Here is a 26,434-nt window from a genome sequence, read left to right as displayed (position 1 = left end):
CGTCGAACGCTTATTGCTCAATATGTTTTATAACGTCAGATAAGCTCTTATCCACCATGGATCGGAGGCGTAAATGATGGTTTTCAAAAGCTAAAGCTTCCGTCACGGGATTTGGTACGATTACACACTTTAATCCAGCAGTCAGGGCCGCTTGAAGCCCATTTAACGAATCTTCAAATGCTACGGCTTCTGTGGGCTGAATATCCAGAACTTCAATTGCCTTTAAATACAAATCAGGAGCTGGTTTTACTTTATCCACATCATCCCCTGTGATAATTACTTCAAAATAGTTTAACAGTCCAAGATCCCCCAAATGATGCGTGACCCACTCTTTTGTTGAACTTGAAGCGAGGGCGATTTTATATCCATTTTTTTTTGCTTCTTCTAAATAATCCTTTACACCTTCACGTGCCTGTGATGTTTTCATCTTTACTTCATGGAGGCTTTTTGCTCTGGATTCAATTTCATCAATATTACACCTTTCCCCCAGCTGATCTTTGAAGTACTGATTAAGTTCAGTATTATCCGTTCCGATGCATTTAACGAATTGTTCGAGAGGCAAATCAGATTTATAAAAAGCCATCGTTTCCTTATAAGCCTGATACCAAGCCGTTTCTGTATCTAAAATTAAACCATCAAAGTCGAAAATAACTGCTTTAATCAAAATAATTTCCTCCTCTAACCGTGAAATGGAATTTCTATTAACATAAACGTACATGAATGAATCCCCTTGTTCAACCAAACGGTTCTTTTCGTTCCATGGGAAGCGTGATTATTTTTCATAGAATCCAGAATCCGTTAATTACTAAGGACATGGTAACCCGTTCTCCGCCTCATTTCTTTTCTTTATGTTACATCTTTTAACAATTCCTTAGTGCCTTTGCGGTGTTTTTCCTTAACTGCGCCTAAAAGAGTGATAGTTTAACGAATGGTTTAATTGCAGGAAACAACGAGGAGGATAAACATGAAGAAAATTTTATTAACGATCCTAACGGCTTCTGTATTCATTCTAGGAGTTTGCATGCCAACTAAAGGCGAAGCCGCTGCTTTGGATCGCACACTTTCATTTGGAATGAGTAATGGCGATGTAAAAGAACTACAAGAATTATTACTGACAAAAGGGGTTTTTCCCTATCATGAAGCAACAGGCTACTACGGACCGATTACAAAGGAATCTGTAAGGAAATTTCAGGAAAAATCAGGACTGAAAGTCGATGGAATAGCAGGAACACAAACGAATCAGAAAATACAGACCCTGAAAAGCGGGGATATGGGAAGACCTGTAGCTGAACTGCAAAGGCTATTGAAAGCCTGGAATGTTTACACATCAACGATCGACGGCATTTATGGAACAGGTACAAAGCAAGCAGTTATGAACTTTCAAAAGCAAAAGGGATTATCAGCTGATGGAATAGCCGGTGCACGGACTTTCAGTAAATTAAATGAAAAAGCAGTTTCAGCAAGTTCAGCCGTTAAAGAACTGACGGTTACAAGTACAGCTTATACAGCGAGCTGCGAAGGGTGCTCAGGCACAACAAGAATGGGCGTCGATTTAATTAAATATGATGATGCCAAACTGATAGCAGTCGATCCGAACGTGATTCCGCTGGGATCGATCGTTGAAGTCGAAGGCTACGGACAAGCCATCGCTGCAGATACGGGCGGAGCGATCAAAGGAAACAGAATCGATGTATTCATCGCTAAAGAAGAAGATGCTTTAACATGGGGAAGAAAGCAAGTGAAGGTTAAAGTAATTAAATGATGCATGACGGAAACGTCATTTTAATATAAAAAGATACATAACAAACAGAAAGAGCATGTATGGAATCAATACATGCTCTTTCTGTATCCTGCTGGAGCTATGGATTGCCAGTATCCGACTTATCAAACTAACTTGTACATGATAATGTCATCGACGTATTCACTTTCGCTCATCTTAAATTCCTTTATTTTTCGTCCTTCTTCAACAAACCCCATACTTTTGTACAAGGCTATTGCCCGATGATTTGTCGAAAAAACCCCTAAACTCACCTTTTCTATTAACGGATTGGCTTCTGCCCAGTCCAATAATGCTTGAACAAGCTCTTTTCCGATTCCCATACCCCTGTAATTTTTTCTGATCATCAATCCAAATGAGCCCTTGTGAGACATTCTCTTTCTATTTTCCGATTCAAATCCAATCCATCCAATCACTTCACCATTGAATTCGGCCACGATGATGGTTTCACGTTCATTTTCCAATGAACTTTGTATCCAATCTCTTTGTTGTTCTATTGTTTTATTAAACTCGTTTGATACTGCAATGAAATACTCCCCTTCGGAAATAACGGAATTCTGTAACTCCAAAACAGCTTCCGCATCTTCCAATTCACCAGTCCGAATCATATACGAAAGACTATCATTTTTCATTTCTGACATTCCAATCCCCCTTGACTGCTCCCGCTCGGATTCAATGACTGTGAAAACCTTAGTAAATAGCCATCTGGATCTTGAACTAAAATCTCTTTTTTTACAAAAACCCCTTTATCGCTTTCATAATGATTTTCCATCATTTCTCTAAATAAGTTTATTCCATTTCTTTTTAAAGCAGCCGCCAATTTTTCAACATCATCAATATCAATCTGAAAATTAATCCCTCTGCCTAATGGATAGATTAATTCTCCTGTATCCCAGCTCCCATTTATTTCTTCTAGCATCATTTGCGCTTCGCCTAAAGAAAGAAAAGCAAATTTATCATTAACACGCTCATATTCTAAATGGAACCCCAAAATAGCCATATAAAACTTTTTCGATTCGCTTATATCCGATACTGATAATTCAGGTACTAGAGCATTGAATTTCATATTTGTTCTAAAGTCTCCTTGTCTAACTTTCTTATACGGCCATTATCAATTTAACTTTTCATTACGAACCCTCAATGAATCACGTTCGCATCGAAGTGAACAATAGGACGGCTTTCCATAATTCTGCGTTCGATTTTTTGAACGGTTTTGTATAATTGACTATCCCCACTATTCAAATCGTACTTTTTATGAAAAAAATTATATAACGTCAAGTCCCTTAATTTTAAAAATAGCGGGATCGCTTCGTAATCTGCCCGTTCCAGTTTATTTTCCGTCTCATAACCTTTTATAAATTCCCTCATGAATTTTGCAGCATAATCATCGAGTTCTTTTACACCTTCACGTTCCAAGCTCCATATCAGATAATACAGGGGTATGGCCAAATCGCTGGCAAACCAGTGATAAGAACAGTCATCAAAGTCAAACACATGAATCTTCCCCTCATGAAAATGGAAATTGCCGTTATGTATATCAGAATGAATCAATCCAAAATTATCTTGATGAACTGGAAGCGCATTTAATTTCTTCATGATTAATTCTTGTTGGTGCTTCACTTGCTCTGGAACATCAGATTGATAGAGTTCGGCATTCAATAATTCTTCTTCATGCCAATCCAGCCTTTTATATTCCGTTTCAGGCTTGTAACTTTTTGTTTTTTTATGTAGTTGCCCTATTGTTCTTCCCCATTCAAAAAATAAATGTTCGTCGAAATTTTCATCGGTGACTTTCATCCTTACACCAGGAGCCTTTTCAAACAGGCAGCAATAAAAATCCGTGCCATCCAGACCCTTTACAATTTCAACTAAATTATTTCCTGTCGAAGGAATGACTTTCGGAATTTCACTTCCATTATTCTGTAAATGCTCAATCCACTTCAACTCAGCAAGCACTTGGCCTTTTGTACGATGTGATTGGTGTGTCATTCTTAAGATGTATGGCGTTCCATTCCGGTAAACCTCAAATACATAGTTCTCTGCATCTCCAAGTTTTACTGGACTCCCTGAACTCACTTGAAAAAAATGCCCAGCCTTTCCCACCAATTCATAAGAAAAAATCCGCTCTACCGACGCTTCCATACTCTTCACTCCCATTAATGATGTTGCTAACTTAGTTAATAAAAAAACGAATTATACTATGCTTTATACGATATCATGATGCCTTTTCCCTTTATTTGTATATCATTCTTCTTTAATAAAACTTTATGATAACCAGGATAAAGTTATGTTTACCGGGAAGAAGCAATTACGGATTCCCACCAGTTATCACTCTATCCCCAAAATTTAACGAATCACTTGGTTCATATAGAAACCTATATGAATGAAACCATATTTTTCATAGGATCCTTTGTGGTCAGTACAAAGGAAAACTAATGTTTGGTATACTATTCGTATAATCATTAGGGAGCATATCTTATGAAAACAGAAATGTTTCAAAGTATCCAAGAGTTCCTAATCGGCAAAATTGATCCTTCATTTATAATCGTGTTTGGCTCATACGCGAAGAATACTACACATCGGGATAGTGACATCGATATGGCGTCCTTACAGTACCTATGAGCTTTTTTATTGGCCCAGGAACTGGCAGATATCCTTGAAATAGATATTGATTTTTCAGGCACAGATTCACACGACTGGTACTGTGATATGTTCAAAGGATGACCCCCTTCTTAAAAACCAACAAATGACTGTTCTTAGCATGTAAGCTAAATTGAATGAGGAACGTGAAAACATCTTAAAAAAATAGGGGAAAGTGGGACCATATATGAAGAATGATGTGATTTTGAACAAAATCAATGCAATAGAACGTTGCATGAACCGCGTTAAGGTGGTATACGCGAATAATCCAGAAAACCTAAAGGACTTTACCAAACAAGATTCCATCATCCTAAATATACAACGTGCTTGCGAATCCTCGATCGACTTGGCCATGCATATTGTAGCTGATCAAAGACTCGGGTTGCCTCAGTCAAGCAGGGATGCTTTTGATATGTTGCAGGAACACTCGGTCATTGATGAAGATACAGCAAAGCGCTTAAAAGCTATGGTTGGATTTAGAAATATTGCCGTGCATGATTACCAAACCATTAATTTAGATATTTTAAAACAAATCGTAGTGAATCATCTCAGTGATTTCACTGTTTTTACAAAACAAGTCCTGAATTTCCAGTAAAGAGGTTTTCCTGAAATTTGGGACTAGAAACCTCATATATAAAATAGGAAATTGGCTAATAACAGGGGCATCTTGAAATAAGTCATTAGAATAAAGGGGAAAGATATGAATGGCGGAATTAATCGATTGGAAACATGGTGCTCACGGGCATAAATTTATAGCTTCTTTTAGCGGCGGAAAAGATAGTGTCCTAGCTCTGTATAAAGCAATGAAGGTTGGGGAAGCTGTTGGACTGATCGTCATGCTGGAGGAGGAAGGGAAACGTTCCAGATCCCATGGAATGCCTCCTGAGCTCATACGTGCCCAAGCGAATTCCATAGGTTTGCCCGTATATACTGCAGCTGCAAGTTGGACAGATTATGAAAAAGTATTTATGCGCCTTTTAGAAAAAGCTAAAAATCAAGGAACGGAAGTTTTAGTAACTGGAGACTTGGATATGCCTGCTCATGGCTGTTGGCATGAAAAGGTTACGAAGAATGCGGGATTAAAGCTTGGGATGCCTTTATGGGAAATGAACCATCGTGAAGCTGTCGAAGAGTTCATGAATCTAGGATTTGTAACGATCATTGTAACTGTTAATTTATCATTGGGAATGCGAGAGGACGACTTAGGGCGAACGTTGACCCATGAATACGTGAAGGAGCTTGAAGCCCGTGGTATCGACCCTTGCGGAGAAGGTGGAGAGTTCCATACCACGGTAATAGATGGGCCCATTTTCAAGCATCCCATTCCAGTTCGTAAATGTGAGATCATTAAGGATGGAGAATATGCCTTTTTGCCTTTGGAGCTAGATCAGATGGCAGATATAGTATAAAATCACATGAAAAAGATAGTGAGGATACCCCTCACTATCTTTTTTTTGTTAATTTACATAATTTCAGCGGAAAGGCTAGTAAGAGTTGCCCCATATAAAAAACGCCCAATAGGGCGCCTAATCATGATTCCTTCTCTTCTTCATTTGCTATTTTATTGAACTTCAAGATGGATTCTTGGATTACTGGATTGTTGAATTCTTCCTGGATGGCTGATTGTACAAATGAATCCGCATCATTCGTTTCGCCCCAAGCATTAGCTCTATACTCTGGATCATTATTCGAATGCTCCCTGGTATCTTCTGAACCTTGCCGACGATTTGATTGACCGTTTTGTTTCTCATTATTCGACAACTATTTTCACCTCTTTACACATTAGAGTTCGTAAAGCCCAAAAATCTAAATGAAAAAAGTTTTAATTGCCTCTAAAGATCCTCTTCCTTCATCGAAATCGGTGAACCAGTTGAAGTATGTTGATTAACCCAGTCAAGCGACACTTTTGAAACGGCAGGCCACTCAGGGATTTGGTTTTTATGCTGCTCCACCCAGCTCATGCAATATTGCGGGTCTATATTGCTTTCTTCGGATTTTGCCAAGAATGACTGAATTGTAGTTTCCGTACAGTTTTCCCATGATCCACATGTATCCTGCCAAATATTTTCCATTTTCATTTGTATATTTTCGTCAGGCATTGGGGTTCCTCCTTAAGTTAAAATTTTCTTTAAGAGTCTTAACTAAGTATGTCCAAGGCTAAAAAAATCATTACAAAATTTTTCCGAATTAATGTTAAGTACGACTACAGCACACCCGTTTTTCATAAAGTTTCAGGCTTTTACTCATGAGTTTTGGTGTTTACTCGTGAGTTTCGAGCTTTTACTCGTGAGTTTTGAGCTTTTACTCGTGAGTTTCAGGCTTTTACTCGTGAGTTTCGAGCTTTTACTCGTGAGTTTCGAGCTTTTACTCGTGAGTTTCAGGCTTTTACTCGTGAGTTTCGAGCTTTTACTCGTGAGTTTCGAGCTTTTACTCGTAAGTTTGGTCGATACATGAGTTTGCGGCTTTTATGCAAGGAATGAAATTACTGTTCCCGTGGCAAACACCTTCAAAAACGACCGTTGCCCCGATAGTCACATAAAAAAAAGCTGATTACTCAGCTCTTATACTTGATTACTGCTATTTTTAAATCACAACGTTTTCCTGAATGAATAGCACCATTTATCATAATCAAATTTCTCTTCATAAAAACGGTGCGCTTCATTTCGCTGAATTCCAGATTCCAATGCCACATATGCAGCTCCATTTTCTTTTGCCCAGTTATGTATATAACTTAATAATTTCTTTCCATATCCAAATGAACGGTGCGAAGTATCTGTTACCAGATCATAAATAAACACGTGACGTTTATTATAAAAGTTAACTCTCCAACTTAAACCAGCCAAGGATACAATCCGGTCATCCTTATATAAAGCATACAAACGATACCCATCTTTCCTCATTTCTTCTAGTGACTCCAGATATGTCTTTTGAGTTAAGTCAGTACGTAACTGATTCATAATTGGAAAGGCTTCTAACCATTGTTCTTTCTCTGTTAATTCTTGTATTGTTTCTACCGTTGAATTCACATTAACACCCCTGAAAATTTTATTAACATTACATTCAACTTTGAACACCGTAATTCCTTCATCAGATTGCTAGGGGCGAGTCCCATCTGTACACTTTTATTATTTTAATTTCCTATGCCGGGCGAATTCATTAATACAATTCTCCAACCATCCGGATCTTCAATGGTAACACCTGACTTTTCCCAATATGGATTTTCCGGAGAAACTGGATCATACCCCATCGCTTTCAATCTATTTGCGATTTCTTCAATGGTCTTATGTTCAGGAATATAAAAGACAAGCAGATTATCCTTTGATGGGGCAGGACAAGGACTGCCATCTTTATGTTGAGTGAACTCTAAATGATAGTCGGAATCAGGTAGCCCGATCATGATACCGTCATATCCCTCGTGCCCTTCAAAAGAACCGATTTTTTTCAAACCTAATCCTTCACAATAGAAGTTGACAACCTTTTTTAGTTGATCAGTAGGACGTGCAACTCGGATTTGCGATACTTTCATTTCTTTTGGCCATTTACTTTCCATTGTCCCATCCCTCTCTGTATATCGAATTACTGCGGAAACCCTTATTTAAAGGTCGATTTTTCTTCCTTCAAGTTTATTTTACCAATTCGCGTGCCTAATCCTAAGGCAATAGCAGCACCTAAACAACTGAAAAGACAGCCAGCAGCCAAGAAAATGGATGGATCTGATTCACCAATCATCACTGAAGCTATACCTCCAATTGCCGGAAAAAGGGCAACCATGTATCCGCTTTTCGCCCCACCTATTTTCTCTACAAGCTTTAGGTAGAATAGCCAAGCTCCAAAGGAAGCGAATATAGTTAAATAGAACAAAGCAGATAAATATGTAATAGATGTTGGCAGACTGACTGCCTGTCCTTTAATGAACACAATTGCCCCTAAAAGAATTCCCCCTGCCGCAAATCCAAGTACATTAGCATAGATTGGATTTACTTTATTCTTAGCATTTCTAGCTGAGCTAGCATCGCCCAATGCAGTAAGGATCGTACCAAGAACAGCTATCATGATACCTTTTATATCATTAAAACCATGAATGTCATTCAAACTTGGGTAAATAACGATACAAACAGCCAGCACTCCAATTACCCCACCAATTAAGATACGGGGATGTAATGGTTCTTTCAAAAAAATACGAAGGGCAATGGGTGTTAAAATGACTTTCAATGAAAATATCAATGTAACCATTGCCGCTGAACTTAAGATAGTGGCGTAATAAAGGCATAAATAACTTAAGGCAAAATTACATATACCAAACACAATAATAAATGGAACATCCTTTTTCATTGGTTTTCCTTTAGGTCTAAGAATGCACAATAGAATGAAGAATAGGATGGCCGTCAAACTTAAACGATACGTTAAAGATAATTCTAAACTCACAGGCGTACCTTGAATCTTTACGGCAATAAAATTAAGCCCCCATACCAATAAACAAAATAAATACATAAAGTTAGTCATATAAAGCGATATTGCCCACTTTCTTAGATTATTTCACCCATTATTCCTAAAGTTTTTTTATCGCCTTTTAATGGAATCGCCTAGAATAATGGAATAATAAAGAAATATTACCAGCTATGAGGGAATTGTCAATTTAAACGACTTTTCAAGAAAAGATGCGACCATTAATGCTGAATTAAAAAAGCACTCCAGTTAATTTGGAGTGCCTTCAAATTGAGTTCATTGAATCAACTTTGGATTATGCTAACGACTATTAGCCTTTATAGCTAACTTGCCCAGTTTCAACCAATTCCTTCAGTCCCATGAACATTAAATTCCAGCCATGTTCAGATCCATCATGATATTCTCCAAGAGCTTTTTCGATATCCGCTTCTGTCCAATTTTCTTCATGAGGAACGTTGATATTTTGTGAAAAGGTCATTTCACAGCCCTGTTGAAGTTCCTTCAGCTCAACTGTAATGGTATCTTCCGATTCACTAAACTGCGGCATTTTAAAGGTGAACACTAATTTGTTTGGAAGGTCTATTTCAAGATACTCCCCTATCGCCCGATAATCTTTTCCATCGCGATGATCAATAATTTCCCAAGTGCCTCCCACTTGAGGATCATTTTGTGCCACCTTATTTGTCCCCTCCAATGTAAAAAACCATTTTCTCATCATCTCAGGGTTCAACCATGCATCAAAAACTCTTTCAGGTACTACATCAAAATTTCTTGTCATCTTTAAAGTAGTTGTTGAATGTTTTTGCATTTACATACCCCTTACATAATTTAATGTTCTTTCTTTTTTGCTTTCAATAACTCATTCTCAAGAAGATCAAAACGAATACTCCAAAATTTCTCATATAAATGCAGCCATTCTGTAGCTTGTGATAATGATTCGGTCTTCAATCGACAGATGTGAGTTCTTCCATCGACAATCTTATCGACTAGATTTGCCCGCTCCAAGACCTTTATATGCTTTGAAATAGCAGCCAAAGACATTTCAAATGGTTTCGCTAGTTCAGAAACCGTCCTTTCTTTCAGAGCCATCATCTGAACCATTTCCCTTCTTGTTGAATCAGCTAAAGCATGAAAAATTTCATTTAAATTATCCTCATTTTGCTTAACCATATAGTTAATATAACAGTTTTTCGCCATTTACATTCAACCATTTGGTTAAATATGAATGTATGCACTACATCAAATAAAAAACCCTTCGTGAAAAATGAAGGGTTCTTACCTTTTTACATACTTTTTAATTCTTCTTTTGAGACAGCACACCAACCATGTGCATCAAGATTCCCTATGTAGGTTTCTATCTTGATTTCCTGAATTTCTAACGAAAGTGGGTGCAGCGAAACAAAACATTCATTCGAAGCATAATTAATCGAAACTTTTACAACTTCATATCCATTATGAAACCCCGGATCGAATCCCGGATCATCGATTATATCCCCTCTGACAGGACGAATATCAGATTCGAATGTTTTCATCATCGATATACTCTTTTCTTGTTCTTTTACAGACGATATGAAAATCAGTAAATTTATTTTCATTGCAGTCTCCTTTTCTCTAACCTTAGCACCTCTATCTTTATAAAAAAAGATCCCTCATAATAATGAATCGCACTGATAAGATTACATTCCCATTTTCCTTCAATCAATATGCCCCGATAGTTCCTAGAAAAAAGCTGCCGAAACTCTCATACTTCCGTCATGGGCTAACACACTGCCTATTTTATAATACAAAACCATTATGATTATAAATACCATAATATAAGTCAACCATCCTACTTTATTTGATACCGATTTCTGAAGGCATTCGATTTTTGATAAAATAAAAAAGACACAATAAATCACAGCAAATATACATAACCCTATAAGCCAAAAGGAGATTCCTATATTTTCAAGAAAATAAGGAAGAAAAGTTAGTATAATTACAAATGAAATGCCCCTCGCTACATTTTCCCATTTTTTCAATCTATCCACCACCGTTATTTTTGCAAATTTTGTCAACATTCCTATAATGAACGATTTATTTTGGTACTGGATTACCCCCTGTTGATTATCTTAAAATATCAACCCATTTATGAATTCTAATAATTTATAAGCGAAAATAATTAATAATTGATACAGGAAAATGGGGATTAGTGTAACGAATGGGAAGTACTTTATCCTATTTTTTTCTTTCCTTTTCAAAGCTATAATCGTACAAACAATAGAAGCACCATACAGACTCAAACTACTAATTAGAAATATATTATCTAACCTGCCATTCATCGTTTCGATTGCAGCAAATAAAATAACGGAGCCATAATTCCAACGATGGCTGCCGTAAAACTAAATATATCTTTCTTCATTTCAAACTCCATCCTCTAACATTTAATTTCCCCCATAAGAATACAACTAAATTTAATAAACTATAGCATAACGCAAACGGGTCTTCTTCCGCCCCGAGCTTAAGAAAAAGGCTGCCCTCTAAAAAACACCTCCTACGGTTCAGGAGGTGTCTTTTTATTTTTCTTTATACTTTGGTTTCATTCTTCCCACTCATAATCGGGATTAAATTCTTGCGGATTTATTTCTGTTTGTTTATATTTAACGGGTTTTTCATTTGGCAACCTGACAGTTATTTCAGTTTTTTCTTTATTTAATTCTAGCGTTAGAAAAGAAGTCTTGTTTGATTCTTTGCTAGATATTATACCGGTTAGTTTGGATCCAGTAGATTCTGATAACTGGAAATTCTTTATGATTTTATCTTTTCCCGTTTTAGTGAATTTTTCTAATGTGAACTTGGCTCTACCCTCGCCATCGTCACCATCACTTTTGATAAGTATATAAGATCCACCGTTCATCCAGCCACCATATATATGATACTTGGGTGCATCGTAAGAGGGCACATCCTCTTGTTGTGTAGAATCTTGTACCTCATTTTTTTGCTCTACATCCACCTTTTCACTTTTTATGACTTGTTCTTGTTCGTTGTCACAAGCAGCAAGACTCCATATAACCAGGAGTCCTACGGAGATTTTTTTAAAAGTAAACAAAGGCCAGCCCTCCCAAAAGATGGATGTAAATTTCGAACCATTAAATTATCCACCCTAACATTGAGTATTGAAGACAATAACCTAAATATTATACCATAATAAACCAGTTCCTTATAGAACTAACCTCCCTCTATAAACATTGATGTATCAACGGTTTGCACCACTCGGTGTATTAGTGAAATTATTTTTTTATTCTGCTTTTAAACAGAGTATAGAAATTCTGGTTTTTATTACTAAATTGAGCGTACGCTTCGCTAAAACTAATGGAAATCATTAGCTATTTTCTCCACTATGTGATGCACAATAGATCTCTGCGAAACTTATGATGACGTACCCTCCCATGTCTCTTAGCGTCATTTGCGCTTACATTCCTTCGTTCGGTCTATTCATAAGGCAGAGGCCTGCTAAGCTGCCCCGGGGACTCTTGGTCTTAGTTTAGTAATGTTGCTGGCTTCTCCGTGTCATCCTTCTTGTTATAAATCGATAGTTAGAAATGCTTACGCTGCCTCTGAGAGGCAGTAGAGATCCTTCATCATATTCTGCTCATTAAAATGGACTTTCTTTTTACAAATACCATGCAATACTTTCAACAATTTACCACAGAGTACCACCATCGATTGCTTTCCACGTAAGGGATTTTGTTGGCGTGTTGTGTAATATTCATGAAGCTGTTTAAACCCCTCGTTGTGACGAATGAGTGGTACTATTACTTTGAAAAGAATATATCTAAGTCGCTTTCTTCCTCGTTTGGAGATATGTTTTTGTCCCTTATGTTGACCAGATGAGTTTTCACGTAATGTTAATCCCGCTAGTTTAATCAATTGGCGTGGATTTTCATAAAGTGAAAAGCTTCCAACTTCTGAAAGCAAATCAACAATGGTTGCATCTCCTAATCCAGGAACTGAAGCCAGCAGCTCATATTCCATAGTTGTTTGGGCCATTTCGGATAATTGACTATTCACAGATTCAATTTCGTTTTCTAGTAAGCGATACTGACGCAGGAGCGTGGCAATTTCATGTCGGGCCATCTGTGTCCCTTCTGTCAGTCCAATTGAATTCGTCGCTGCTTCAATGAGTAGCTTTGCTTTTGGTAGCTGTGGGGCTCTCATTCCCTTTACCTTACGGTAAAGAAAGACAAGCTCCTCAGCACTTTTTCCATCGATATCCTGTGGCAACGGAGTCATTTCCAATGTAGCTAGAGCCATCTTTCCGAAAGCCGGAAAGACTTGAGTAAACTCGGGAAAATAACGATCAAGCCAACGAATGATTCGATTTTTAATACTCGCTAAATCTTCCGTTAACTTTGAACGAAGAGTAGATCCGATACGAAGTTCTGCCTCTACTTCTTTTAATAAACGTGGATAGCTAAAACGCCCATCTTTCAATAAACGAGCGATGACTAATGCATCTTTTTTATCGTTCTTTGTCGGTAAATTATCGTCCAGTTCCTTCGATCGTTTGACATGCATTGGATTCACCATGACTAGTGGTATGCCGTAATGATCTAAGAAATTAGCTAGGTTCATCCAGTAGTGGCCTGTTGGCTCAATTCCAACAATTACTTCTGTTTTCTTAGCTTCCTTCATCGTTTGACGAATCTTTTCATACAGGTGTTCAAAGCCCTCTTTTGATTGATGAACTGCGAAGGCTTTTTCTATCACGCGCCCTCGTTCATCAACAAAACAAGCGTAATGAACACGCTTGGCAATATCCATACCAACAACGAGTGTATTTTCAGTAACTTGATTAATTTTTTCATTCCATTTAAACTGCATAGAGAAGTCCTCCTTGTTTGATGCTGGGTCAATGGTCGTTGACACTCATGCATCATACAAGAGGGCTCTTTTTCTTTCAAGACCTCGAACATCCTTCTAACAGGAATGCTGCCCCTTTAGTTCCATAAGAAAAAGCTGCCTTATAGACAGCTCTGATCTTCAGCTAACGCACCCGTTAGTTCAGTAAAATGTCTATCCCCATTCCACAAAACATTATCGTTAGGATGAACCAAAATATATATTCTCTTTTTTTACCAATGTAGTTTTCAATTCCTATTAGAAGAGTGATTATCCCTGCAATTAGTCTTATAATTCCAGAGTGGAAATAATCTATACTGTCATAAGTTTGGAAATATAATATTATTGCAAAGATTGTCAATCCCCACTGTATAAACAGAATAGGTTTATTTCTGCCATCCCAAAATTCTTTTCTTAAAAAAGAACGCATTATTTTATCTCCTCAATCTAAATCAAAGTCTACTTGTATTATAAACTGTAATGAACTAAACTGCCCCGTTAGTGCCATAAGAAAAAGGCTGCCTCCTGAAGTAAAGCACCCGTTAGTTCAACAAGAGTGCTTTTAACCTTACCCTTTTAAACCCTTATTTACCGCCCAACAATGATGTTCGTGGACAAGGAGTTCTCGAACACTTTCAATATCTATCCATTTTATAAAGTGGTCATCTTCAATTGGTTCTTGTATTTTATCTAACAATTCTACCCAGTAAAAATATCCGTCATTTATTAGTGGTTCATTTTTAGTGGATTGAAAATATCTCTTTGCATTGCCTATAAAAGAACCTATCGACACTTTATAACCCGTTTCTTCTAGCATTTCTCTTTCCAGGCATTCTTGATAACCTTCATTATTTTCAATTCCACCACCAGGTAAAAAATAATGTCCTCTGGAATTTTTGACAGTTAAAATTTTATCCTTTTCAGAATTGAAAACTATTGCATAAACGCCTTTTCTTATTTGATAATCAAGACCATCAATTTTTTCTCCAAAAATTTTCAACATTTTTTCACCTTCTCAGAAACGTATATTACCATTTTCCTTGTTGAACTAACCTGCCCCGATAGTTCCATAAGAAAAACAAAAGATCTTATACGCTTGTCCGTTGGAATCGAGCATGTCGATGATTTAATTGAGGACCTGGAACAAGCAATCTCATAGGCTACAGGAATAAAACATTTAATGCAATCATCCGTCAATTCAAATTAATTGAACAATTTTGTGATTGACACTACCATTTGGTCATGATAAGATCACTCTCGTACTATATTCACGCTGAATTTAAAATATTGCGTTTAATTGAATATAATGTTTGACTCTTATCAAGAGAGGTGGAGGGACTGTGCCCTGTGAAGCCCGGCAACCGTCAGTTAATTAACTGAAATGGTGCCAATTCCTGCAAAGCAATGTGCTTTGGAAGATGAGAGAAAGGATTGTTTAACCAACCTTTCTACTCATGTGTAGAAAGGTTTTTTTGAGGAGAAAAAACTTTCCTTTCCCCTGTATACTTAGGACAAACTAACCTACTAAGAGCTGCTGCCAGCATTAATTTCAGGTCTTACAGTTACAACAATCGCTCTAGTTGGTTATACAGCTATTTCTGGGGTAATTGGTGCAATGGTTTAGGTAATTTGTTATATCTTGAAGGGTTTCAGCGCAATAATAATGATGTAACATTGGTAGCAACTGTATTAATTTTAGTCATTGTTTTTTTCATTCAATTTATAGGTGATATATTTACAACAAAAATAGATAAACGATAAGGGAGAAATGAATTATGAAAAAGTGGATATCAACTTTAGCAGTTTCCTCAGCATTAGTATTAGGTTTAGCAGCTTGCGGTACGTCTAACGGCGGATCAGATTCTTCAGACAAAGAAAAGAAAATCCTTGTGGGTGCATCAAACATTCCGCATGCTGAAATTTTAGAAGAGGCAAAGCCATTATTAAAGGAAAAGGGAATTGATTTAGAAATTAAAACATTCCAAGATTATATTATACCGAACACAGCGTTAGCTGATGAAGAGATTGATGCAAATTATTTCCAACACGTTCCATATCTTAAATCAGTGTTAAAAGAGAATCCAGACTATGACTTTGTAAATGCGGGTGCTATTCATATTGAGCCAATCGGTATTTACTCAAAAAAGTATGATAGCTTAAAAGATCTTCCAAAAAACGGTACAGTTATTATGCGTAATGCTGTAGCTGAACAAGGACGTATTCTATCTATTTTTGAAAAAGAAGGCGTTATTAAGCTAAAAGAAGGACTCAATAAAACAGAAGCTACTATTAATGATATTGTAGAAAATCCTAAAAACTTAACTTTTAATGCAGATATAGAAGGTGGACTATTACCTCAAATTTATAATAACAACGAAGGTGATGCGGTTGTTATTAATGCTAACTATGCGTTAGATGCAGGGTTAGATCCGCTTAAAGATCCAATCGCTGTTGAATCGGGTGAAGATAATCCATATGGAAACATTATCACTGTACGTAAGGGTGATGAAAATAAAGAGACAGTAAAAGCGTTAGTAGAAGTACTTCACTCTAAAGAAATACAAGACTTCATTACTGAAAAATATAAAGGTGCAGTCATACCTGTATCTAAATAAAAAAAACACCCTTTCATGAACTATATCCCGAATAATGGACACTTCGAAAAAGGTCCCTTATTCGGGGTTTTTCTATGTCTATACACTAGAAAAACAAAAAATTAGTTTACATAAAAGCAGCTTATTGGAAGCTACCAAAAAACTTAACGCGTAAATTCTTATACATAAATACTTAACTAAACTCAAAGCATAGAACCCATCTTTAAAGATGGGCTCTATGCTTTGTAAAAGTGCCCTTTTACGAACGGTAGCAACAATGCTACCGCCCATTTCGGAAATTTTATACACTAAGAGAATTCCAACCTAAAAAGTCGATCTCCTCTACGTTAAGGAATCGACTTTTTTACTTTTTCTTATAGAACTAACGCAGAAGTTAGTTCTATAAGGTATTACTACTTATTCCAATCCTTAGCTAACATACCGTAAACAATATGGTCAACATAATGGTCATACAACCATTCTGCTTGTCTTATACAACCTTCATTAACAAAACCCAATCTTTCGGGAATTCCTCTACTTTTCTTATTCTCCTCAGCAACCCTTATTTCCACTTTATCTAGTTTCAATTCAAAAAATGCATAATCGGTCAATGCCTTAGCTACTCTTGTCATAATTCCATTTCCTTGATATTCTTCTCCGAGCCAATAACCAATATATGCAGTTTTATTTGACCAATTTATTTGGTTATAACCTGCTACACCAACAATTTGTCCCTTATACATAATAACTGTATTGACACTCTTGTTTTCAGCAAAACCTTTTAAAGACATATTAATAAACCCTTTTGTATCTTCAAGTTTTGTTGTATTATCCAGCCAAGGAAGCCATTCTTGTAGGTATTCTCTTGATTGATTTGTTATTTCGAAAACTTTTTCTGCATCCTTTAATTCTAACAGTTTCAATGATAACTCCTCATCAATCTTATGTAAGAACATACTCATCCCCCTAATTATTCTATTGGTTTATTTTGTATATTAACATATATGATTAATAGATAAATCACATGTTTAACTAACCTACCCCTTTGGTTCCATAAGAAAAAGCTGCCTTAAAGACAGCTTCGATTTTTAGCTAAAGCACCTGTTAGTTCATTATGGTTTTTACCTTTTTCCTTAGTTTTTCAATTTCTTCTATTATTAATTTTGGATATTCTTTAGGGGTTGTGTTCTTTGTATTTTTTTCAAACACCTTGTAATCATTCAATGTATTCCAAAAGTGTGTTGCTCCATCTAAAATGGCCTCCAAGAATTCATTTTTAGGTAATCTAGCTTGTGCAAACACCTCAACAGGTTCCCAATCCCCAACAATGGAAAATTCCAATAAATTGCTGTTTATCGAGATTAACTTCATAAGATATGGATCGATACCATAAGGTATTTCAATGTTCTCACCGTCTAAATATTGCTCTATACCAACTATATAATCACTCCATAAATCTAACCCACTAGGAATATCATTTCCTACAATAATTTGATCATTATATTGAATCTTTATATGCATTTGAATATGCTCCGGAATGAATTTTCGATGTTCAAAAATTTCTCTTAATTTTAAAGAATCATCTAAGGATATATAACTCTCATCACCTTCACTGGTTTTAACTAGAAATGTAGTTATTTTAAACATCCTTAATCTCCAATCTTTAATTTTATAGATCACTAACAAGTCCCTTTAGTTGCATAAGAAAAAGAGCTGCCAAAGCAACCCCTTATTGAAGTAAAGCACCGGTTATATCAACAACTTTTTAATCATTACTATCAAAAGCATAGTCATCAAGCTGAGTTTTATAATATTCATCACAATTCTCTTCAGTTGGAAGCATTCCGTCTTCATCAGGCAAAAGAACTCTTAATACGTCCCGTCCCATTTCTCTATACTTTTTTAACATCACTTCAAAGCCCTCTAGTATGTCAGTGTATTTTTTGCCTTCCTCAAACCTTTTTCCACGGCGTATGTCATCAATTAAAGTAAAGAAGACATCATTTGCAATTTCAGGGTCCATATTAAGTACTATTTGAAAATCCATATGATTAAAGTTCTCTTGGACTCCGTGTGTATGATAATTAGCGTGAATTTCATCGTATTCTTCAGCGTAAATAGCATCCATATACCAGCCGTATTCTTCTAACATTTGTTTTTCCCATTGTTCATTGTCCAAGTGGTTCCCCTCCAAAGCATTTCTTTTATTATAGCATTCCTTGTTCCTAACCCGCCCCTATAGTTACATAACAAAAAGGTTGCTTCAGCAACCTCCCTTATTGAAGTAAAGCACCTGATAGCACGATAAAAAAGGGTGTTTTCTAAAAGATTGTTGCTCTCATGATAAAAATCTAACCACTTGTATTTTATGGTAAAATATAAGGCGGTTTAATTGAAAAAGGATAGCTAATCTATATTATTGAATGTATTCAATAATACTTCTTGTAGGGCTTAAGGAGGGTAATGAAAATTGGACAATCAAAAAAATAAAACAAAAAAAACTGTAACGACTGGAGATATATATGCCGTAAATTTGCCAAATGGTAAATTCGGGGCAATTAGAATCCTTGATCAAACGGATAATTCGTACCTTTTAGCTACAACACCTTATAATGGAACTGAAATTCCTTCAATTGAAAATGACATTTTAGAAGAAATTCTTATTCAAAATCGATTTTTTTACGATAATAATCCTGCATTAGTATGGGTTGATGGCAAGGTTCCTAAAGATGTTATTTACATTGGTAATATTCCTCTGACTAAAAAGGAAAGAAAAATAAAATGTAATTCTTTCGGTGAAAAGTGGGATAATTCCGATGGAATAGAAGCTTTCTTAGAGTGGCGTTGGGAAAATGATAGAGAAAACTTTGAAAGAGAAATTCGGGAAGAAGAGGAAAGGTATATAGAAGAATTCCATACAATTCAAAAACCAAAAGAGATAATGAAAGATGAATTGTTTTGGTCAATTATTTCCCTTCTTAATTTTAATGCTGAATGTGAAGAAGAAATTATCGAACCTGCGGTTAATAAACTGGCAAAGATGAGTGTAAGAGACATTAAGCAGTTCGAAGAAGCCTTGTCTTACAAACTTTATTTATTAGATACGAAAGAACACGCAAAAAACATAGGGGAATACTCATATGATAAAGAAAGAGACTATTTCTCTGCGGATTTATTCTTATATTTCAGATGTTCCGTGCTTGCTAGAGGAAAAGAATTTTTCGAATCAACTCTCGGTAATCCTAAAAATATGCCCAAGGATGACTCATTTGAATCCTTGCTTTCATTAGCATCCAATGCATATATAAGAAGAACTGGAAAAAAGTTTGAATATATCACAGGATGTGATTATGAGTCTTTTTCAAACGTTGAAGGCTGGAAATGATTTTTGGTTTAACTAACAGGTGCTTTAGTTTAATAATTTACTTAGAGTGTTCTTATCAGAACTAGAGGATTACAATTACCAATCCACGATGAGGATTTCCCGGAGATTTTCTAGAACCTCCGGGAAATCTTCACTACCCAGGCGTTTGGATTTAATTTTATTTCTTCCGCAATTGTTCCTTTAGAAAGAGGGTTGATGTTTGATTTACTTACTTAATCGGGTGCTATTACTTAAAAAACAAAAATCTATACGAAAACAGCCATAAAAAAAGAGCTACATTCAGCTCTCTGGATCTTAAACTCATTGGTTCCTCGATTGTAATGGAAGTATTCTCAGCACATCAATTTGCAATTCCAGTTTCAATGACTTCAACTTTGACTTTCGGTGTAATTTTAATGGTTTTAAAGTCCTTCTCCCAGATTATTATAAGGGGTCCAACAAAAAAAAAGGCGTTAATCCTCGTTGATCAACGCACAATAAGTGATATTCAATGTTTTAGAGAAAGTATAAATTTAAAGGATCACACCTGAAAAATCCCCTTTTAATACTTCTTTTTCATCCCCGTTTTTACATAAAAAGGATGCAACAATAGCTGTTCTATTATTTTCTTGCTTTTCATATTTTTCAATTTTGACTATACAAATTATTGTATTCCCCGTAAACACAGGCCTTAAAAACTCAAAAGTCATTGTACGAGCGAGTACGTTGTTATCGCCTCCTATTTTTGTTGGTAATGTAGCGGTTAGTAATCCCTGTATTACAAGTCTTCCCTGTTCATCAGGAGTAACATGGTGTGAGCCTTCATCAACTGAAACCTTAGTAAACACTTCAACATCTTCTGCTGTGAAAGTCCGTTCAAATGTAAGAATATCGCCTGTTTTTAAAGACAATTTTATTCCCCCTTTATTTTAAAAAATCCCTCCTCAATTTAAATGTGATATATATTCAAATGCTGTTGTTCCATATACGCTTTTAAAGTGTTTATTTAAATGGGTTAAATCAACAAAACCACATTCAGCTACTGCTGAATAAATATCTCCATTCTTTTCTATTAACTGCTTTGCACGTTCTATCTTGCTGTTAAGAAAGTATTGGTATGGTGAAATTCCGGTATGAGCCTTGAATGATCTGATAAACTTGAATTTTGATAAATTAAGCTCTTTACATATCTCGTCAAGTTTAAGTACATTTTCTAAGTTGGTATGAAGCATATCCTTTGCTTTTCTAATTAGAGCGTTATCTTTCTTATAGTCTGTAGAAAGATTAGTTTGAATAAGGCTATCTGTGAGGGATAAAAGTAATTCGCTGCACAAAGCCTCATCTTTTTCACTCAATATTGCATTAGAAAGACTTAATATTCTTTGTTCAAGTCTATAATCATACACAATAGGGGTTGAAAAACGTACTATATCCTTTTTCTCAATAACCTCTAAAAGCAATTGTGGCTCAATATATAGCATCACATAATCCAGGCCTTGCTCATCATGTGCCCTTCCGTCATGTGCCTGTTCTGGATTAAAAAGCATAACTCCATTTTGATAGGATAATTGTAAACTGCCATTCAGGTTATACTGTTGAATGCCACGCAAGGTTACCCCTATTGCATACTCCTTATGAGAGTGCTTTTTATACTTAAAATCAGTAATGCTTGCTGACAACGCAGTAATACCTGCCGATTTTTTATAGATAAATTTGTCCATTTAATTCACCTCTTAATTGGCTTACCTACATCCATATCATTACTCCAGCATAAACTAAAAACAATGCCATCATTACATTAACAGTCTTTTCATGCTTCTGTAAAAACTTCTTGAAGATTGTACCGAAAAGAACCCATGTAGTAAATGCTGAAAATCCAATAATAGTTATAGCTATAACGCTTATTGTCACCTCAGTCATTTCGATATAGTGGGGCATAACATAGCTAGGAATTACAGTCATTGTAAATAGTAACACCTTTGGATTTAAAAACTGCATAAGGAAGCCTGACATAAAGGTACCAGTTTGGTTTACAGTTGGTTTAGATGTATCCATTTTGTAAATTTGATAAGCGAGGTAGCACATATAAAAGCTTCCGATTATCTGCATACCGATCAAGATTTTCGGTATTATCGTTACAAGCATAGTATGCAACATGGCAGAAATAACAAGTAATAAACCAAAAGCAATCGTTGCTCCATACGTATATTCCATTGCCTTTCTTGTACCTGAATTATGAACTGTGGATAAAATGATGATATTAGTAGGTCCTGGTGTAAAAGTAACAATAAAACAGTAAATTAAAAAAGATGTAATATTCATGAGGAATACTCCTTTCAAGTATCTCATATCTTACATCTTAAAATTAAATGGCTATAGTATATTATTGCAGGGTGCTGATACATTCTATATCACAAAAGAAAAGTTTATGGTTGTTGTGTAATGAACTCAGACCCCATGCTCAATCATCCACTCCATTACAAAAAAGGATGACTAAAAATTTCGGTTTTCAGATATCCAAAATGCCATCAAGCGGGATTCAACAGTTTTCCATTTACTTCCCCAAGATCTTCTTACATAACACGATCCTCTCACTTTATCCGTAATATGTTGTGAACATACAAAATTCTCCTTTTTTTATGCTGTTCTTGCTCCCCACTTGGGTAAACTACTTTTACGCTTACGTTTAATTAATTGTTAAATTGGGGAAATATAAATCTAATCGATGACTTGAAAACTAGGATGGATATTGATGAGAATTACGGCTAAAAAAATAATGTATTACTTTATTAAATTAAGAGGTAGAATCTTTTTACCATTTGCCATTTTATACATATTAGTTGCTGCGTATGTTGCTTTTTCTATAGAGCCAGAGACGTTCGAGTCTTATTTAACCTCTGTTTACTGGGTACTTACAACGCTTGCTACGGTTGGTTTTGGAGACTATGCACCGGTCACCGATCTTGGAAAAGCATTTACCATTGGTCTTTACGTCACGGGTATTGGGCTAGTTAGTCTTTTTATTGGAAAAATCATTAAATCTGTATATCTTATCGAAAAATTTAAAGTTGGTGGAAAAATGAAATATACAGGTAAAAATCAGATCATTCTGATTGGCTGGAGTGATAAGTCAAAATCCGCCATCCAAGAAATTATAAAATCTGATGAAATCATTGATATTGTAATCATTGATAACTTGGAAAAAGCTCCTATGATGGAAGAGCGTCTGTTTTATGTTCGTGGGGATGCTACCGATGAAGAAACATTACTCCGTGCAAACCTGCCTAGAGCAAAAGGCGTTATCATTTTTGCTGACCAAATAACACAAGATAATTATGCTACAAAGGATCCTTTGCTTGTCGATGGAAAGACATTATTAGTTGCCACTGCCATAACATCCATTGAAGAAAAAACGAATACATCTATTCATGTCACCGCCGAGGTAATCAATCAAAAGCATATTCGTTTATTCGAGCGTGTAAAAGTGGATGAGTTTATTCCTACACAAGAGATGATCTCCCACGCAGCAGTAAGATCATTATTTTCTCATGGAGTCACCCACATGTATTCTGAACTTATGAGCACAAAGTATAAAGAAACCATGTATGAGATTTCTAAACAAGATGAATGGAGAACCTATCGTGATGCGTTTATAGATCTTCTTGACAAAGGAGCCACACTGGTAGCAGATCGTGGTAATCTTACCATAAACCAAAAATTAGATGAAAGAATTCCTGATGATGCACAGCTTTTCGTTATATGTGATAAAAAGACCATTTCCGAAATAAATTCAAATACATTACCTTGAAAGCCGAAATCTTTAGGGATGCTATAATAGCATCCTTTATTTATTTTTCTTATTAAACTAAAAGGCTGCCGCAGCAACCCCTGTTATTGAAGTAAAGCACCTGTTATCTGAAGAACAATAACTATAAATACCTCTTGAATAAAGACTCTAGGGATCAAAAAAACCAGCTAAAGAGAGTGTAAATTCCGATTAATGTAAAGAAAATGATTAATATTAATATCGTGATACACCCAATAGTAAATAACTTATCCTCCAATGTCTCATCAGGTTCTTCCGTCAATTTTTCTTTAACTTTATTTTGTATAGGAGAAATTTCCTGATCTTGCAGTCTTTTTATAATTTCACTATCTCCTTTAAATTTTAGAACCCTTGCTATTCTATTAGGATCGTTACCCATTGATTTTTCGAACTGAATACACGCATCTACCATTTCAGGAGTCTTATCCTTTTCTAGATACCAATATCGACCGGCCATCGAGGGATATTTTAATGCAAAATAGATATCCCCTAACTTTTTACGGAGTTCTAATTCATCTGGATAGGTGAAAATTAACCCGTGTATTCTATCTCTTGCTTTTCCTAAATCATTATTTTTAATGTCCTCTTCTATCTTCTTTATGGTTTTAACAGGTATTTTTTCTATAAATACTCCTCCTTCATCCATTAACCTGACCCTATAGTTCCTGAAGAAAAAGATTGCTGTAGCAACCTTACTTATTGAAATAAAGCACTCGATAGTTCAACAAAACCTTACCTCAAATCCACTCTTTTCCATATTGACGAATGAATTTAATATCGTTTTGATAATGTTCAAGATGCCCTTCATCTATCATCTTTTGAAAAGCAATGTCACCTTCACTGGCTTTTCTTGTAATTGTTTTACATAACCCTTCCAATCGCAGCAATACCATTTCCAAATAATCTTCTTCTACTCCCTCACCGTAAGAATCAAAAAACAATTTAACTCTTTGTTTTATACGGTTAGCGTGCTGCAATGAATTATAATAAACTTTCTCACCTGTTTCAGAAAGATAAAATCTACTTAAGGGGACACAAGTATAAAGAGTATAAGCTATGTCCCAAAGTCTTGGACCAGGTCCAGCAACATCAAAATCAATGATACCTACTGGTCTTTCATGATTAAAAATAATGTTGTATCTGGCAAAGTCATTATGGCATAATACCTCCACTTTGTGTGGAGTATTATCTATCGGTTTCCAATCATCTGATAATGGAAAATCACTCACAGCATCATGATAAAGACGGAGCATCTTCGCTATTTCTTTTAAAACATCATTTGACCACATATATTCTTTTAAAGGATCATTACCAGCTTCCCCTTCAATAAAGGATAATATCTCTCTTCCTTTTTCATCAATACCTAAAAACTTTGGTGCATAACTGAAACCTTCGTTCTCCAAATGCTTTAATAGCTTATGAACTTTGGTACTGTCTGGCTTTAATTCTCGTCGCACAGTATTTCCTGAACGATAAACCTTAGAGACATTCCCCCCTGTTAGCATTTCTTCGTTTTCATGGTTTGACATCTAAATATCCCCCCTAATCTACTTTCTATAAACCGTAAAACAAATCCTGTTTGTTCAACTAACCTGCCCCGTTATTGCCATAAGAAAAAGGCTGCCTCAGCAACCTTCTAAGCCTGAATTTTCATTGGTTCATGCTTTTTCTACTATTATGTTTTGACTCTTCAAACATATTTAGAAATAGAAGCCTAAACAAAAGTAAACCAAACAGTAAGGAGTATATACGTGGAATACTACATAAATGAAATTTGCACTTAAGATGCCATCATAAAAATAGTATTCAAATGAGAGTACTCATAAATACTAAGACATTAAATATGACAAGTCCAAAAATTATATTATTTTTCATTCCTGCTCCACTTATAACTACATTTATGACAGGCTGGCATATTAAATTATCTCCTTTTTTATCCCTGCCATTATTTTAACATAAAATTACATTTTCTCATGCAACTAACCTGCCCCTTTTGTCGAATAAGAAAATGGGCTGGCGCATGACTGGATACCTCATAAACGTAAGGAGTAGTAAACTGATATTTCTTTACGTTTAGCAAATCAAACTCACCGGCAAAACAACCGCGAATATAAAAAATAACCTAAATATTGATCATCATTAATCGGTATTTCTGTATGAATAATTACACTCCAGGTAATTATGACCTTTTAGGTAACGACAAAGAGAGGTACCCCAAGGGAGTGACCTCACTATTATGTGGGGCTCTGACCTTTGGGATAGCCTCTCATTCTTAAACAGTTTTACTTAGTTTCTGATTCATTTTTTCCCATATCATCAGCTAATTGTTCAAATGATTTGACCTTACCATGTGGATTCTGCGATTGTTTACGATCTTTCCATTGGCGTTCTTGTTGTTGCTTAGATTGAGTCATCTAAATAAGCTCCTTTACATAAAGTTCAGTAAATAGTTTGAAGCATGATAAGCCTCCACCCTTTGTACTCGGTGCAGGCATCACTTATCAAGAGTCGAGTCTGGTAAGTATTAATTAATGCATGCCTTTCCACTCACCTTGATTTTTAGATGCTTTTTCTTTTTTTGCTTTATTTTTATGTGCTTGATTAGCGTTTGCACTGCCAAATTCTTTAGAGAATTCTGAATCGGATTTGCTTGAATCAAATCCTTGTTTGTTCTTTTGGTCTGCATCATTTTTCTTTGTTCGTTTTGCCATGGATACCCCTCCTTCTTATCTTTAGTATGAGATCAGAAAGAAGAAATATACCCCGAATTAAAACCGATAATAACATGAATCCGTCAAGTAATTCGGGTAAAAAAACAAAGTGAATAATAAGTTCCAGTTCGGTTATTTTATAAGTTATATACCAACAATGTTGCCGTTTTTACATAAGATGTTTGAAATTAACTTAAT

General features: G+C 35.7%; 34 protein-coding genes, 2 pseudogenes and 1 riboswitch. Of the genes and pseudogenes, 10 read left to right on the top strand and 26 right to left on the bottom strand.

Features of this window, described 5'->3' with window-relative positions; all coding sequences use genetic code 11:
- Positions 1-10 precede the first annotated feature (10 nt).
- Complete coding sequence (locus QUF94_RS05155) at positions 11-718, bottom strand: HAD family hydrolase (RefSeq protein ID WP_289314892.1); 708 nt, start codon at positions 716-718, stop codon at positions 11-13.
- Positions 719-964: 246 nt separating this feature from the next.
- On the opposite strand from QUF94_RS05155, the gene QUF94_RS05150 reads away from it, so the two are divergent.
- A complete protein-coding gene (locus tag QUF94_RS05150) occupies positions 965-1,762 on the top strand; it encodes a peptidoglycan-binding protein (RefSeq protein ID WP_289314891.1) in 798 nt (265 codons plus the stop codon).
- Between the two features lie 122 nt (positions 1,763-1,884).
- Here QUF94_RS05150 and QUF94_RS05145 read toward each other — a convergent pair whose 3' ends face one another.
- The 3 genes from QUF94_RS05145 to QUF94_RS05135 all read right to left on the bottom strand — a co-directional run bounded on the left by QUF94_RS05145 (position 1,885) and on the right by QUF94_RS05135 (position 3,919).
- Positions 1,885-2,418, bottom strand: a complete 534-nt coding sequence (locus QUF94_RS05145; protein ID WP_289314890.1) for a GNAT family N-acetyltransferase — start codon at positions 2,416-2,418, stop codon at positions 1,885-1,887.
- On the bottom strand, positions 2,406-2,843 hold the full coding sequence (locus QUF94_RS05140) for a bleomycin resistance protein (protein WP_289314889.1): 438 nt from the start codon (positions 2,841-2,843) through the stop codon (positions 2,406-2,408). Before QUF94_RS05140 ends, QUF94_RS05145 begins: the two co-directional genes overlap by 13 nt.
- A 71-nt stretch (positions 2,844-2,914) precedes the next feature.
- The gene (locus QUF94_RS05135; RefSeq protein ID WP_289314888.1) at positions 2,915-3,919 is read right to left on the bottom strand and encodes a phosphotransferase enzyme family protein; all 1,005 of its coding nucleotides are present in this window, start codon (positions 3,917-3,919) and stop codon (positions 2,915-2,917) included.
- 336 nt (positions 3,920-4,255) lie between these two features.
- Here QUF94_RS05135 and QUF94_RS29040 point away from each other — a divergent pair, with 336 nt between their 5' ends.
- The 3 genes from QUF94_RS29040 to QUF94_RS05120 all read left to right on the top strand — a co-directional run bounded on the left by QUF94_RS29040 (position 4,256) and on the right by QUF94_RS05120 (position 5,826).
- Positions 4,256-4,399 (top strand): nucleotidyltransferase domain-containing protein, encoded by a 144-nt coding sequence (locus QUF94_RS29040; RefSeq protein WP_289314887.1) that lies wholly within the window; start codon positions 4,256-4,258, stop codon positions 4,397-4,399.
- Between the two features lie 205 nt (positions 4,400-4,604).
- On the top strand, positions 4,605-5,012 hold the full coding sequence (hepT, locus tag QUF94_RS05125) for a type VII toxin-antitoxin system HepT family RNase toxin (protein WP_289314886.1): 408 nt from the start codon (positions 4,605-4,607) through the stop codon (positions 5,010-5,012).
- 109 nt (positions 5,013-5,121) lie between these two features.
- Positions 5,122-5,826: a Dph6-related ATP pyrophosphatase gene (locus tag QUF94_RS05120; RefSeq protein WP_289314885.1), complete on the top strand. Its 705-nt coding sequence runs from the start codon at positions 5,122-5,124 to the stop codon at positions 5,824-5,826.
- Between the two features lie 121 nt (positions 5,827-5,947).
- Here the strand turns inward: QUF94_RS05120 and QUF94_RS05115 are convergent, their stop codons facing one another.
- Both QUF94_RS05115 and QUF94_RS05110 read right to left on the bottom strand, forming a co-directional pair.
- Positions 5,948-6,178: a hypothetical protein gene (locus QUF94_RS05115; protein ID WP_289314884.1), complete on the bottom strand. Its 231-nt coding sequence runs from the start codon at positions 6,176-6,178 to the stop codon at positions 5,948-5,950.
- 71 nt (positions 6,179-6,249) lie between these two features.
- Positions 6,250-6,516: a hypothetical protein gene (locus QUF94_RS05110; RefSeq protein ID WP_289314883.1), complete on the bottom strand. Its 267-nt coding sequence runs from the start codon at positions 6,514-6,516 to the stop codon at positions 6,250-6,252.
- A 91-nt stretch (positions 6,517-6,607) separates the two neighbouring features.
- Between QUF94_RS05110 and QUF94_RS05105 the strand changes: the two genes are divergently transcribed.
- Positions 6,608-6,871, top strand: a complete 264-nt coding sequence (locus tag QUF94_RS05105) for a hypothetical protein (RefSeq protein WP_289314882.1) — start codon at positions 6,608-6,610, stop codon at positions 6,869-6,871.
- A gap of 134 nt (positions 6,872-7,005) precedes the next feature.
- On the opposite strand, the gene QUF94_RS05100 is transcribed toward QUF94_RS05105, so the two are convergent.
- From QUF94_RS05100 to QUF94_RS05055, 10 genes are all read right to left on the bottom strand, one after another.
- Positions 7,006-7,443, bottom strand: coding sequence for a GNAT family N-acetyltransferase (locus QUF94_RS05100; protein WP_289314881.1), 438 nt, complete (start codon positions 7,441-7,443; stop codon positions 7,006-7,008).
- Between the two features lie 104 nt (positions 7,444-7,547).
- Positions 7,548-7,943, bottom strand: coding sequence for a VOC family protein (locus QUF94_RS05095; protein ID WP_289318289.1), 396 nt, complete (start codon positions 7,941-7,943; stop codon positions 7,548-7,550).
- Positions 7,944-8,008: 65 nt separating this feature from the next.
- Positions 8,009-8,920, bottom strand: coding sequence for a DMT family transporter (locus QUF94_RS05090; RefSeq protein WP_289314880.1), 912 nt, complete (start codon positions 8,918-8,920; stop codon positions 8,009-8,011).
- 253 nt (positions 8,921-9,173) lie between these two features.
- Positions 9,174-9,671 (bottom strand): SRPBCC family protein, encoded by a 498-nt coding sequence (locus tag QUF94_RS05085; protein WP_289314879.1) that lies wholly within the window; start codon positions 9,669-9,671, stop codon positions 9,174-9,176.
- A gap of 20 nt (positions 9,672-9,691) precedes the next feature.
- Positions 9,692-10,060, bottom strand: a complete 369-nt coding sequence (locus QUF94_RS05080; protein WP_289314878.1) for an ArsR/SmtB family transcription factor — start codon at positions 10,058-10,060, stop codon at positions 9,692-9,694.
- A gap of 86 nt (positions 10,061-10,146) precedes the next feature.
- A complete protein-coding gene (locus QUF94_RS05075) occupies positions 10,147-10,458 on the bottom strand; it encodes a hypothetical protein (protein ID WP_289314877.1) in 312 nt (103 codons plus the stop codon).
- Positions 10,459-11,438: 980 nt separating this feature from the next.
- Positions 11,439-11,948: a hypothetical protein gene (locus tag QUF94_RS05070; protein WP_289314876.1), complete on the bottom strand. Its 510-nt coding sequence runs from the start codon at positions 11,946-11,948 to the stop codon at positions 11,439-11,441.
- 497 nt (positions 11,949-12,445) lie between these two features.
- Positions 12,446-13,723 carry an IS110 family RNA-guided transposase gene (locus tag QUF94_RS05065; RefSeq protein WP_289314804.1) on the bottom strand — a complete coding sequence of 426 codons (1,278 nt, stop codon included), beginning with the start codon at positions 13,721-13,723 and terminating at the stop codon, positions 12,446-12,448.
- 175 nt (positions 13,724-13,898) lie between these two features.
- Positions 13,899-14,171: a hypothetical protein gene (locus QUF94_RS05060; RefSeq protein ID WP_289314875.1), complete on the bottom strand. Its 273-nt coding sequence runs from the start codon at positions 14,169-14,171 to the stop codon at positions 13,899-13,901.
- 138 nt (positions 14,172-14,309) lie between these two features.
- Positions 14,310-14,744, bottom strand: coding sequence for an NUDIX hydrolase (locus QUF94_RS05055; protein ID WP_289314874.1), 435 nt, complete (start codon positions 14,742-14,744; stop codon positions 14,310-14,312).
- A 75-nt stretch (positions 14,745-14,819) separates the two neighbouring features.
- Between QUF94_RS05055 and QUF94_RS05050 the strand changes: the two are divergent.
- The 3 genes and pseudogenes from QUF94_RS05050 to QUF94_RS05040 form a co-directional block, all read left to right on the top strand.
- Positions 14,820-14,900, top strand: a pseudogene (locus QUF94_RS05050) (PLP-dependent transferase); the annotation flags it as partial.
- 155 nt (positions 14,901-15,055) lie between these two features.
- A riboswitch (SAM riboswitch) is annotated at positions 15,056-15,166 on the top strand.
- 103 nt (positions 15,167-15,269) lie between these two features.
- Positions 15,270-15,502, top strand: a pseudogene (locus QUF94_RS05045) (ABC transporter permease); the annotation flags it as partial.
- Positions 15,503-15,516: 14 nt separating this feature from the next.
- Positions 15,517-16,356, top strand: coding sequence for a MetQ/NlpA family ABC transporter substrate-binding protein (locus QUF94_RS05040; protein ID WP_264640784.1), 840 nt, complete (start codon positions 15,517-15,519; stop codon positions 16,354-16,356).
- A 392-nt stretch (positions 16,357-16,748) separates the two neighbouring features.
- Here QUF94_RS05040 and QUF94_RS05035 read toward each other — a convergent pair whose 3' ends face one another.
- The 3 genes from QUF94_RS05035 to QUF94_RS05025 form a co-directional block, all read right to left on the bottom strand.
- Positions 16,749-17,291, bottom strand: a complete 543-nt coding sequence (locus tag QUF94_RS05035; protein ID WP_289314873.1) for a GNAT family N-acetyltransferase — start codon at positions 17,289-17,291, stop codon at positions 16,749-16,751.
- A 148-nt stretch (positions 17,292-17,439) separates the two neighbouring features.
- Positions 17,440-17,982, bottom strand: a complete 543-nt coding sequence (locus QUF94_RS05030) for a hypothetical protein (protein ID WP_289314872.1) — start codon at positions 17,980-17,982, stop codon at positions 17,440-17,442.
- 118 nt (positions 17,983-18,100) lie between these two features.
- Positions 18,101-18,514: a DUF4262 domain-containing protein gene (locus QUF94_RS05025; protein ID WP_483313634.1), complete on the bottom strand. Its 414-nt coding sequence runs from the start codon at positions 18,512-18,514 to the stop codon at positions 18,101-18,103.
- A gap of 291 nt (positions 18,515-18,805) precedes the next feature.
- On the opposite strand from QUF94_RS05025, the gene QUF94_RS05020 reads away from it, so the two are divergent.
- On the top strand, positions 18,806-19,720 hold the full coding sequence (locus QUF94_RS05020; protein WP_289314871.1) for a DUF4240 domain-containing protein: 915 nt from the start codon (positions 18,806-18,808) through the stop codon (positions 19,718-19,720).
- Positions 19,721-20,232: 512 nt separating this feature from the next.
- On the opposite strand, the gene QUF94_RS05015 is transcribed toward QUF94_RS05020, so the two are convergent.
- Genes QUF94_RS05015 through QUF94_RS05005 form a run of 3 tightly spaced genes read right to left on the bottom strand, consistent with a single transcriptional unit; the run spans position 20,233 to position 22,021 of the window.
- Positions 20,233-20,610 carry a hotdog family protein gene (locus tag QUF94_RS05015; RefSeq protein ID WP_289314870.1) on the bottom strand — a complete coding sequence of 126 codons (378 nt, stop codon included), beginning with the start codon at positions 20,608-20,610 and terminating at the stop codon, positions 20,233-20,235.
- A 33-nt stretch (positions 20,611-20,643) separates the two neighbouring features.
- Complete coding sequence (locus tag QUF94_RS05010) at positions 20,644-21,420, bottom strand: AraC family transcriptional regulator (protein ID WP_289314869.1); 777 nt, start codon at positions 21,418-21,420, stop codon at positions 20,644-20,646.
- A 25-nt stretch (positions 21,421-21,445) separates the two neighbouring features.
- Positions 21,446-22,021 carry a LysE family translocator gene (locus QUF94_RS05005; protein ID WP_289314868.1) on the bottom strand — a complete coding sequence of 192 codons (576 nt, stop codon included), beginning with the start codon at positions 22,019-22,021 and terminating at the stop codon, positions 21,446-21,448.
- 430 nt (positions 22,022-22,451) lie between these two features.
- Here QUF94_RS05005 and QUF94_RS05000 point away from each other — a divergent pair, with 430 nt between their 5' ends.
- Complete coding sequence (locus QUF94_RS05000) at positions 22,452-23,507, top strand: potassium channel family protein (RefSeq protein ID WP_289314867.1); 1,056 nt, start codon at positions 22,452-22,454, stop codon at positions 23,505-23,507.
- 154 nt (positions 23,508-23,661) lie between these two features.
- On the opposite strand, the gene QUF94_RS04995 is transcribed toward QUF94_RS05000, so the two are convergent.
- From QUF94_RS04995 to QUF94_RS04980, 4 genes are all read right to left on the bottom strand, one after another.
- The gene (locus QUF94_RS04995; RefSeq protein WP_289314866.1) at positions 23,662-24,171 is read right to left on the bottom strand and encodes a DUF6584 family protein; all 510 of its coding nucleotides are present in this window, start codon (positions 24,169-24,171) and stop codon (positions 23,662-23,664) included.
- Positions 24,172-24,262: 91 nt separating this feature from the next.
- Positions 24,263-25,054: a phosphotransferase gene (locus tag QUF94_RS04990; protein ID WP_289314865.1), complete on the bottom strand. Its 792-nt coding sequence runs from the start codon at positions 25,052-25,054 to the stop codon at positions 24,263-24,265.
- Positions 25,055-25,807: 753 nt separating this feature from the next.
- A complete protein-coding gene (locus QUF94_RS04985) occupies positions 25,808-25,939 on the bottom strand; it encodes a DUF6254 family protein (protein ID WP_289314864.1) in 132 nt (43 codons plus the stop codon).
- Positions 25,940-26,053: 114 nt separating this feature from the next.
- A complete protein-coding gene (locus QUF94_RS04980) occupies positions 26,054-26,236 on the bottom strand; it encodes a hypothetical protein (protein ID WP_106028659.1) in 183 nt (60 codons plus the stop codon).
- Positions 26,237-26,434: the final 198 nt, after the last annotated feature.

This window comes from Peribacillus sp. NJ4 (assembly GCF_030348345.1).
GTDB lineage: Bacteria > Bacillota > Bacilli > Bacillales > DSM-1321 > Peribacillus.
This window is presented reverse-complemented; position numbering and strand designations above follow the sequence as displayed.

Coding starts and splice junctions, on each gene's coding strand:
- QUF94_RS05140 (WP_289314889.1), bottom strand. CDS start 2,843: ATGAAATTCAATGCTCTAGTACCTGAATTATCAGTATCGGATATAAGC.
- QUF94_RS04980 (WP_106028659.1), bottom strand. CDS start 26,236: ATGGCAAAACGAACAAAGAAAAATGATGCAGACCAAAAGAACAAACAA.
- QUF94_RS04995 (WP_289314866.1), bottom strand. CDS start 24,171: ATGGATGAAGGAGGAGTATTTATAGAAAAAATACCTGTTAAAACCATA.
- QUF94_RS05055 (WP_289314874.1), bottom strand. CDS start 14,744: ATGTTGAAAATTTTTGGAGAAAAAATTGATGGTCTTGATTATCAAATA.
- QUF94_RS05060 (WP_289314875.1), bottom strand. CDS start 14,171: ATGCGTTCTTTTTTAAGAAAAGAATTTTGGGATGGCAGAAATAAACCT.
- QUF94_RS05030 (WP_289314872.1), bottom strand. CDS start 17,982: ATGTTTAAAATAACTACATTTCTAGTTAAAACCAGTGAAGGTGATGAG.
- QUF94_RS05150 (WP_289314891.1), top strand. CDS start 965: ATGAAGAAAATTTTATTAACGATCCTAACGGCTTCTGTATTCATTCTA.
- QUF94_RS05005 (WP_289314868.1), bottom strand. CDS start 22,021: ATGAATATTACATCTTTTTTAATTTACTGTTTTATTGTTACTTTTACA.
- hepT (WP_289314886.1), top strand. CDS start 4,605: ATGAAGAATGATGTGATTTTGAACAAAATCAATGCAATAGAACGTTGC.
- QUF94_RS05135 (WP_289314888.1), bottom strand. CDS start 3,919: ATGGAAGCGTCGGTAGAGCGGATTTTTTCTTATGAATTGGTGGGAAAG.
- QUF94_RS05120 (WP_289314885.1), top strand. CDS start 5,122: ATGGCGGAATTAATCGATTGGAAACATGGTGCTCACGGGCATAAATTT.
- QUF94_RS05065 (WP_289314804.1), bottom strand. CDS start 13,723: ATGCAGTTTAAATGGAATGAAAAAATTAATCAAGTTACTGAAAATACA.
- QUF94_RS05080 (WP_289314878.1), bottom strand. CDS start 10,060: ATGGCGAAAAACTGTTATATTAACTATATGGTTAAGCAAAATGAGGAT.
- QUF94_RS05095 (WP_289318289.1), bottom strand. CDS start 7,943: ATGAAAGTATCGCAAATCCGAGTTGCACGTCCTACTGATCAACTAAAA.
- QUF94_RS05000 (WP_289314867.1), top strand. CDS start 22,452: ATGAGAATTACGGCTAAAAAAATAATGTATTACTTTATTAAATTAAGA.
- QUF94_RS05145 (WP_289314890.1), bottom strand. CDS start 2,418: ATGTCAGAAATGAAAAATGATAGTCTTTCGTATATGATTCGGACTGGT.
- QUF94_RS29040 (WP_289314887.1), top strand. CDS start 4,256: ATGAAAACAGAAATGTTTCAAAGTATCCAAGAGTTCCTAATCGGCAAA.
- QUF94_RS05075 (WP_289314877.1), bottom strand. CDS start 10,458: ATGAAAATAAATTTACTGATTTTCATATCGTCTGTAAAAGAACAAGAA.
- QUF94_RS04985 (WP_289314864.1), bottom strand. CDS start 25,939: ATGACTCAATCTAAGCAACAACAAGAACGCCAATGGAAAGATCGTAAA.
- QUF94_RS05090 (WP_289314880.1), bottom strand. CDS start 8,920: ATGACTAACTTTATGTATTTATTTTGTTTATTGGTATGGGGGCTTAAT.
- QUF94_RS05110 (WP_289314883.1), bottom strand. CDS start 6,516: ATGCCTGACGAAAATATACAAATGAAAATGGAAAATATTTGGCAGGAT.
- QUF94_RS05035 (WP_289314873.1), bottom strand. CDS start 17,291: ATGTTCTTACATAAGATTGATGAGGAGTTATCATTGAAACTGTTAGAA.
- QUF94_RS05155 (WP_289314892.1), bottom strand. CDS start 718: ATGTACGTTTATGTTAATAGAAATTCCATTTCACGGTTAGAGGAGGAA.
- QUF94_RS05105 (WP_289314882.1), top strand. CDS start 6,608: ATGTTAAGTACGACTACAGCACACCCGTTTTTCATAAAGTTTCAGGCT.
- QUF94_RS05085 (WP_289314879.1), bottom strand. CDS start 9,671: ATGCAAAAACATTCAACAACTACTTTAAAGATGACAAGAAATTTTGAT.
- QUF94_RS04990 (WP_289314865.1), bottom strand. CDS start 25,054: ATGTCAAACCATGAAAACGAAGAAATGCTAACAGGGGGGAATGTCTCT.
- QUF94_RS05040 (WP_264640784.1), top strand. CDS start 15,517: ATGAAAAAGTGGATATCAACTTTAGCAGTTTCCTCAGCATTAGTATTA.
- QUF94_RS05010 (WP_289314869.1), bottom strand. CDS start 21,420: ATGGACAAATTTATCTATAAAAAATCGGCAGGTATTACTGCGTTGTCA.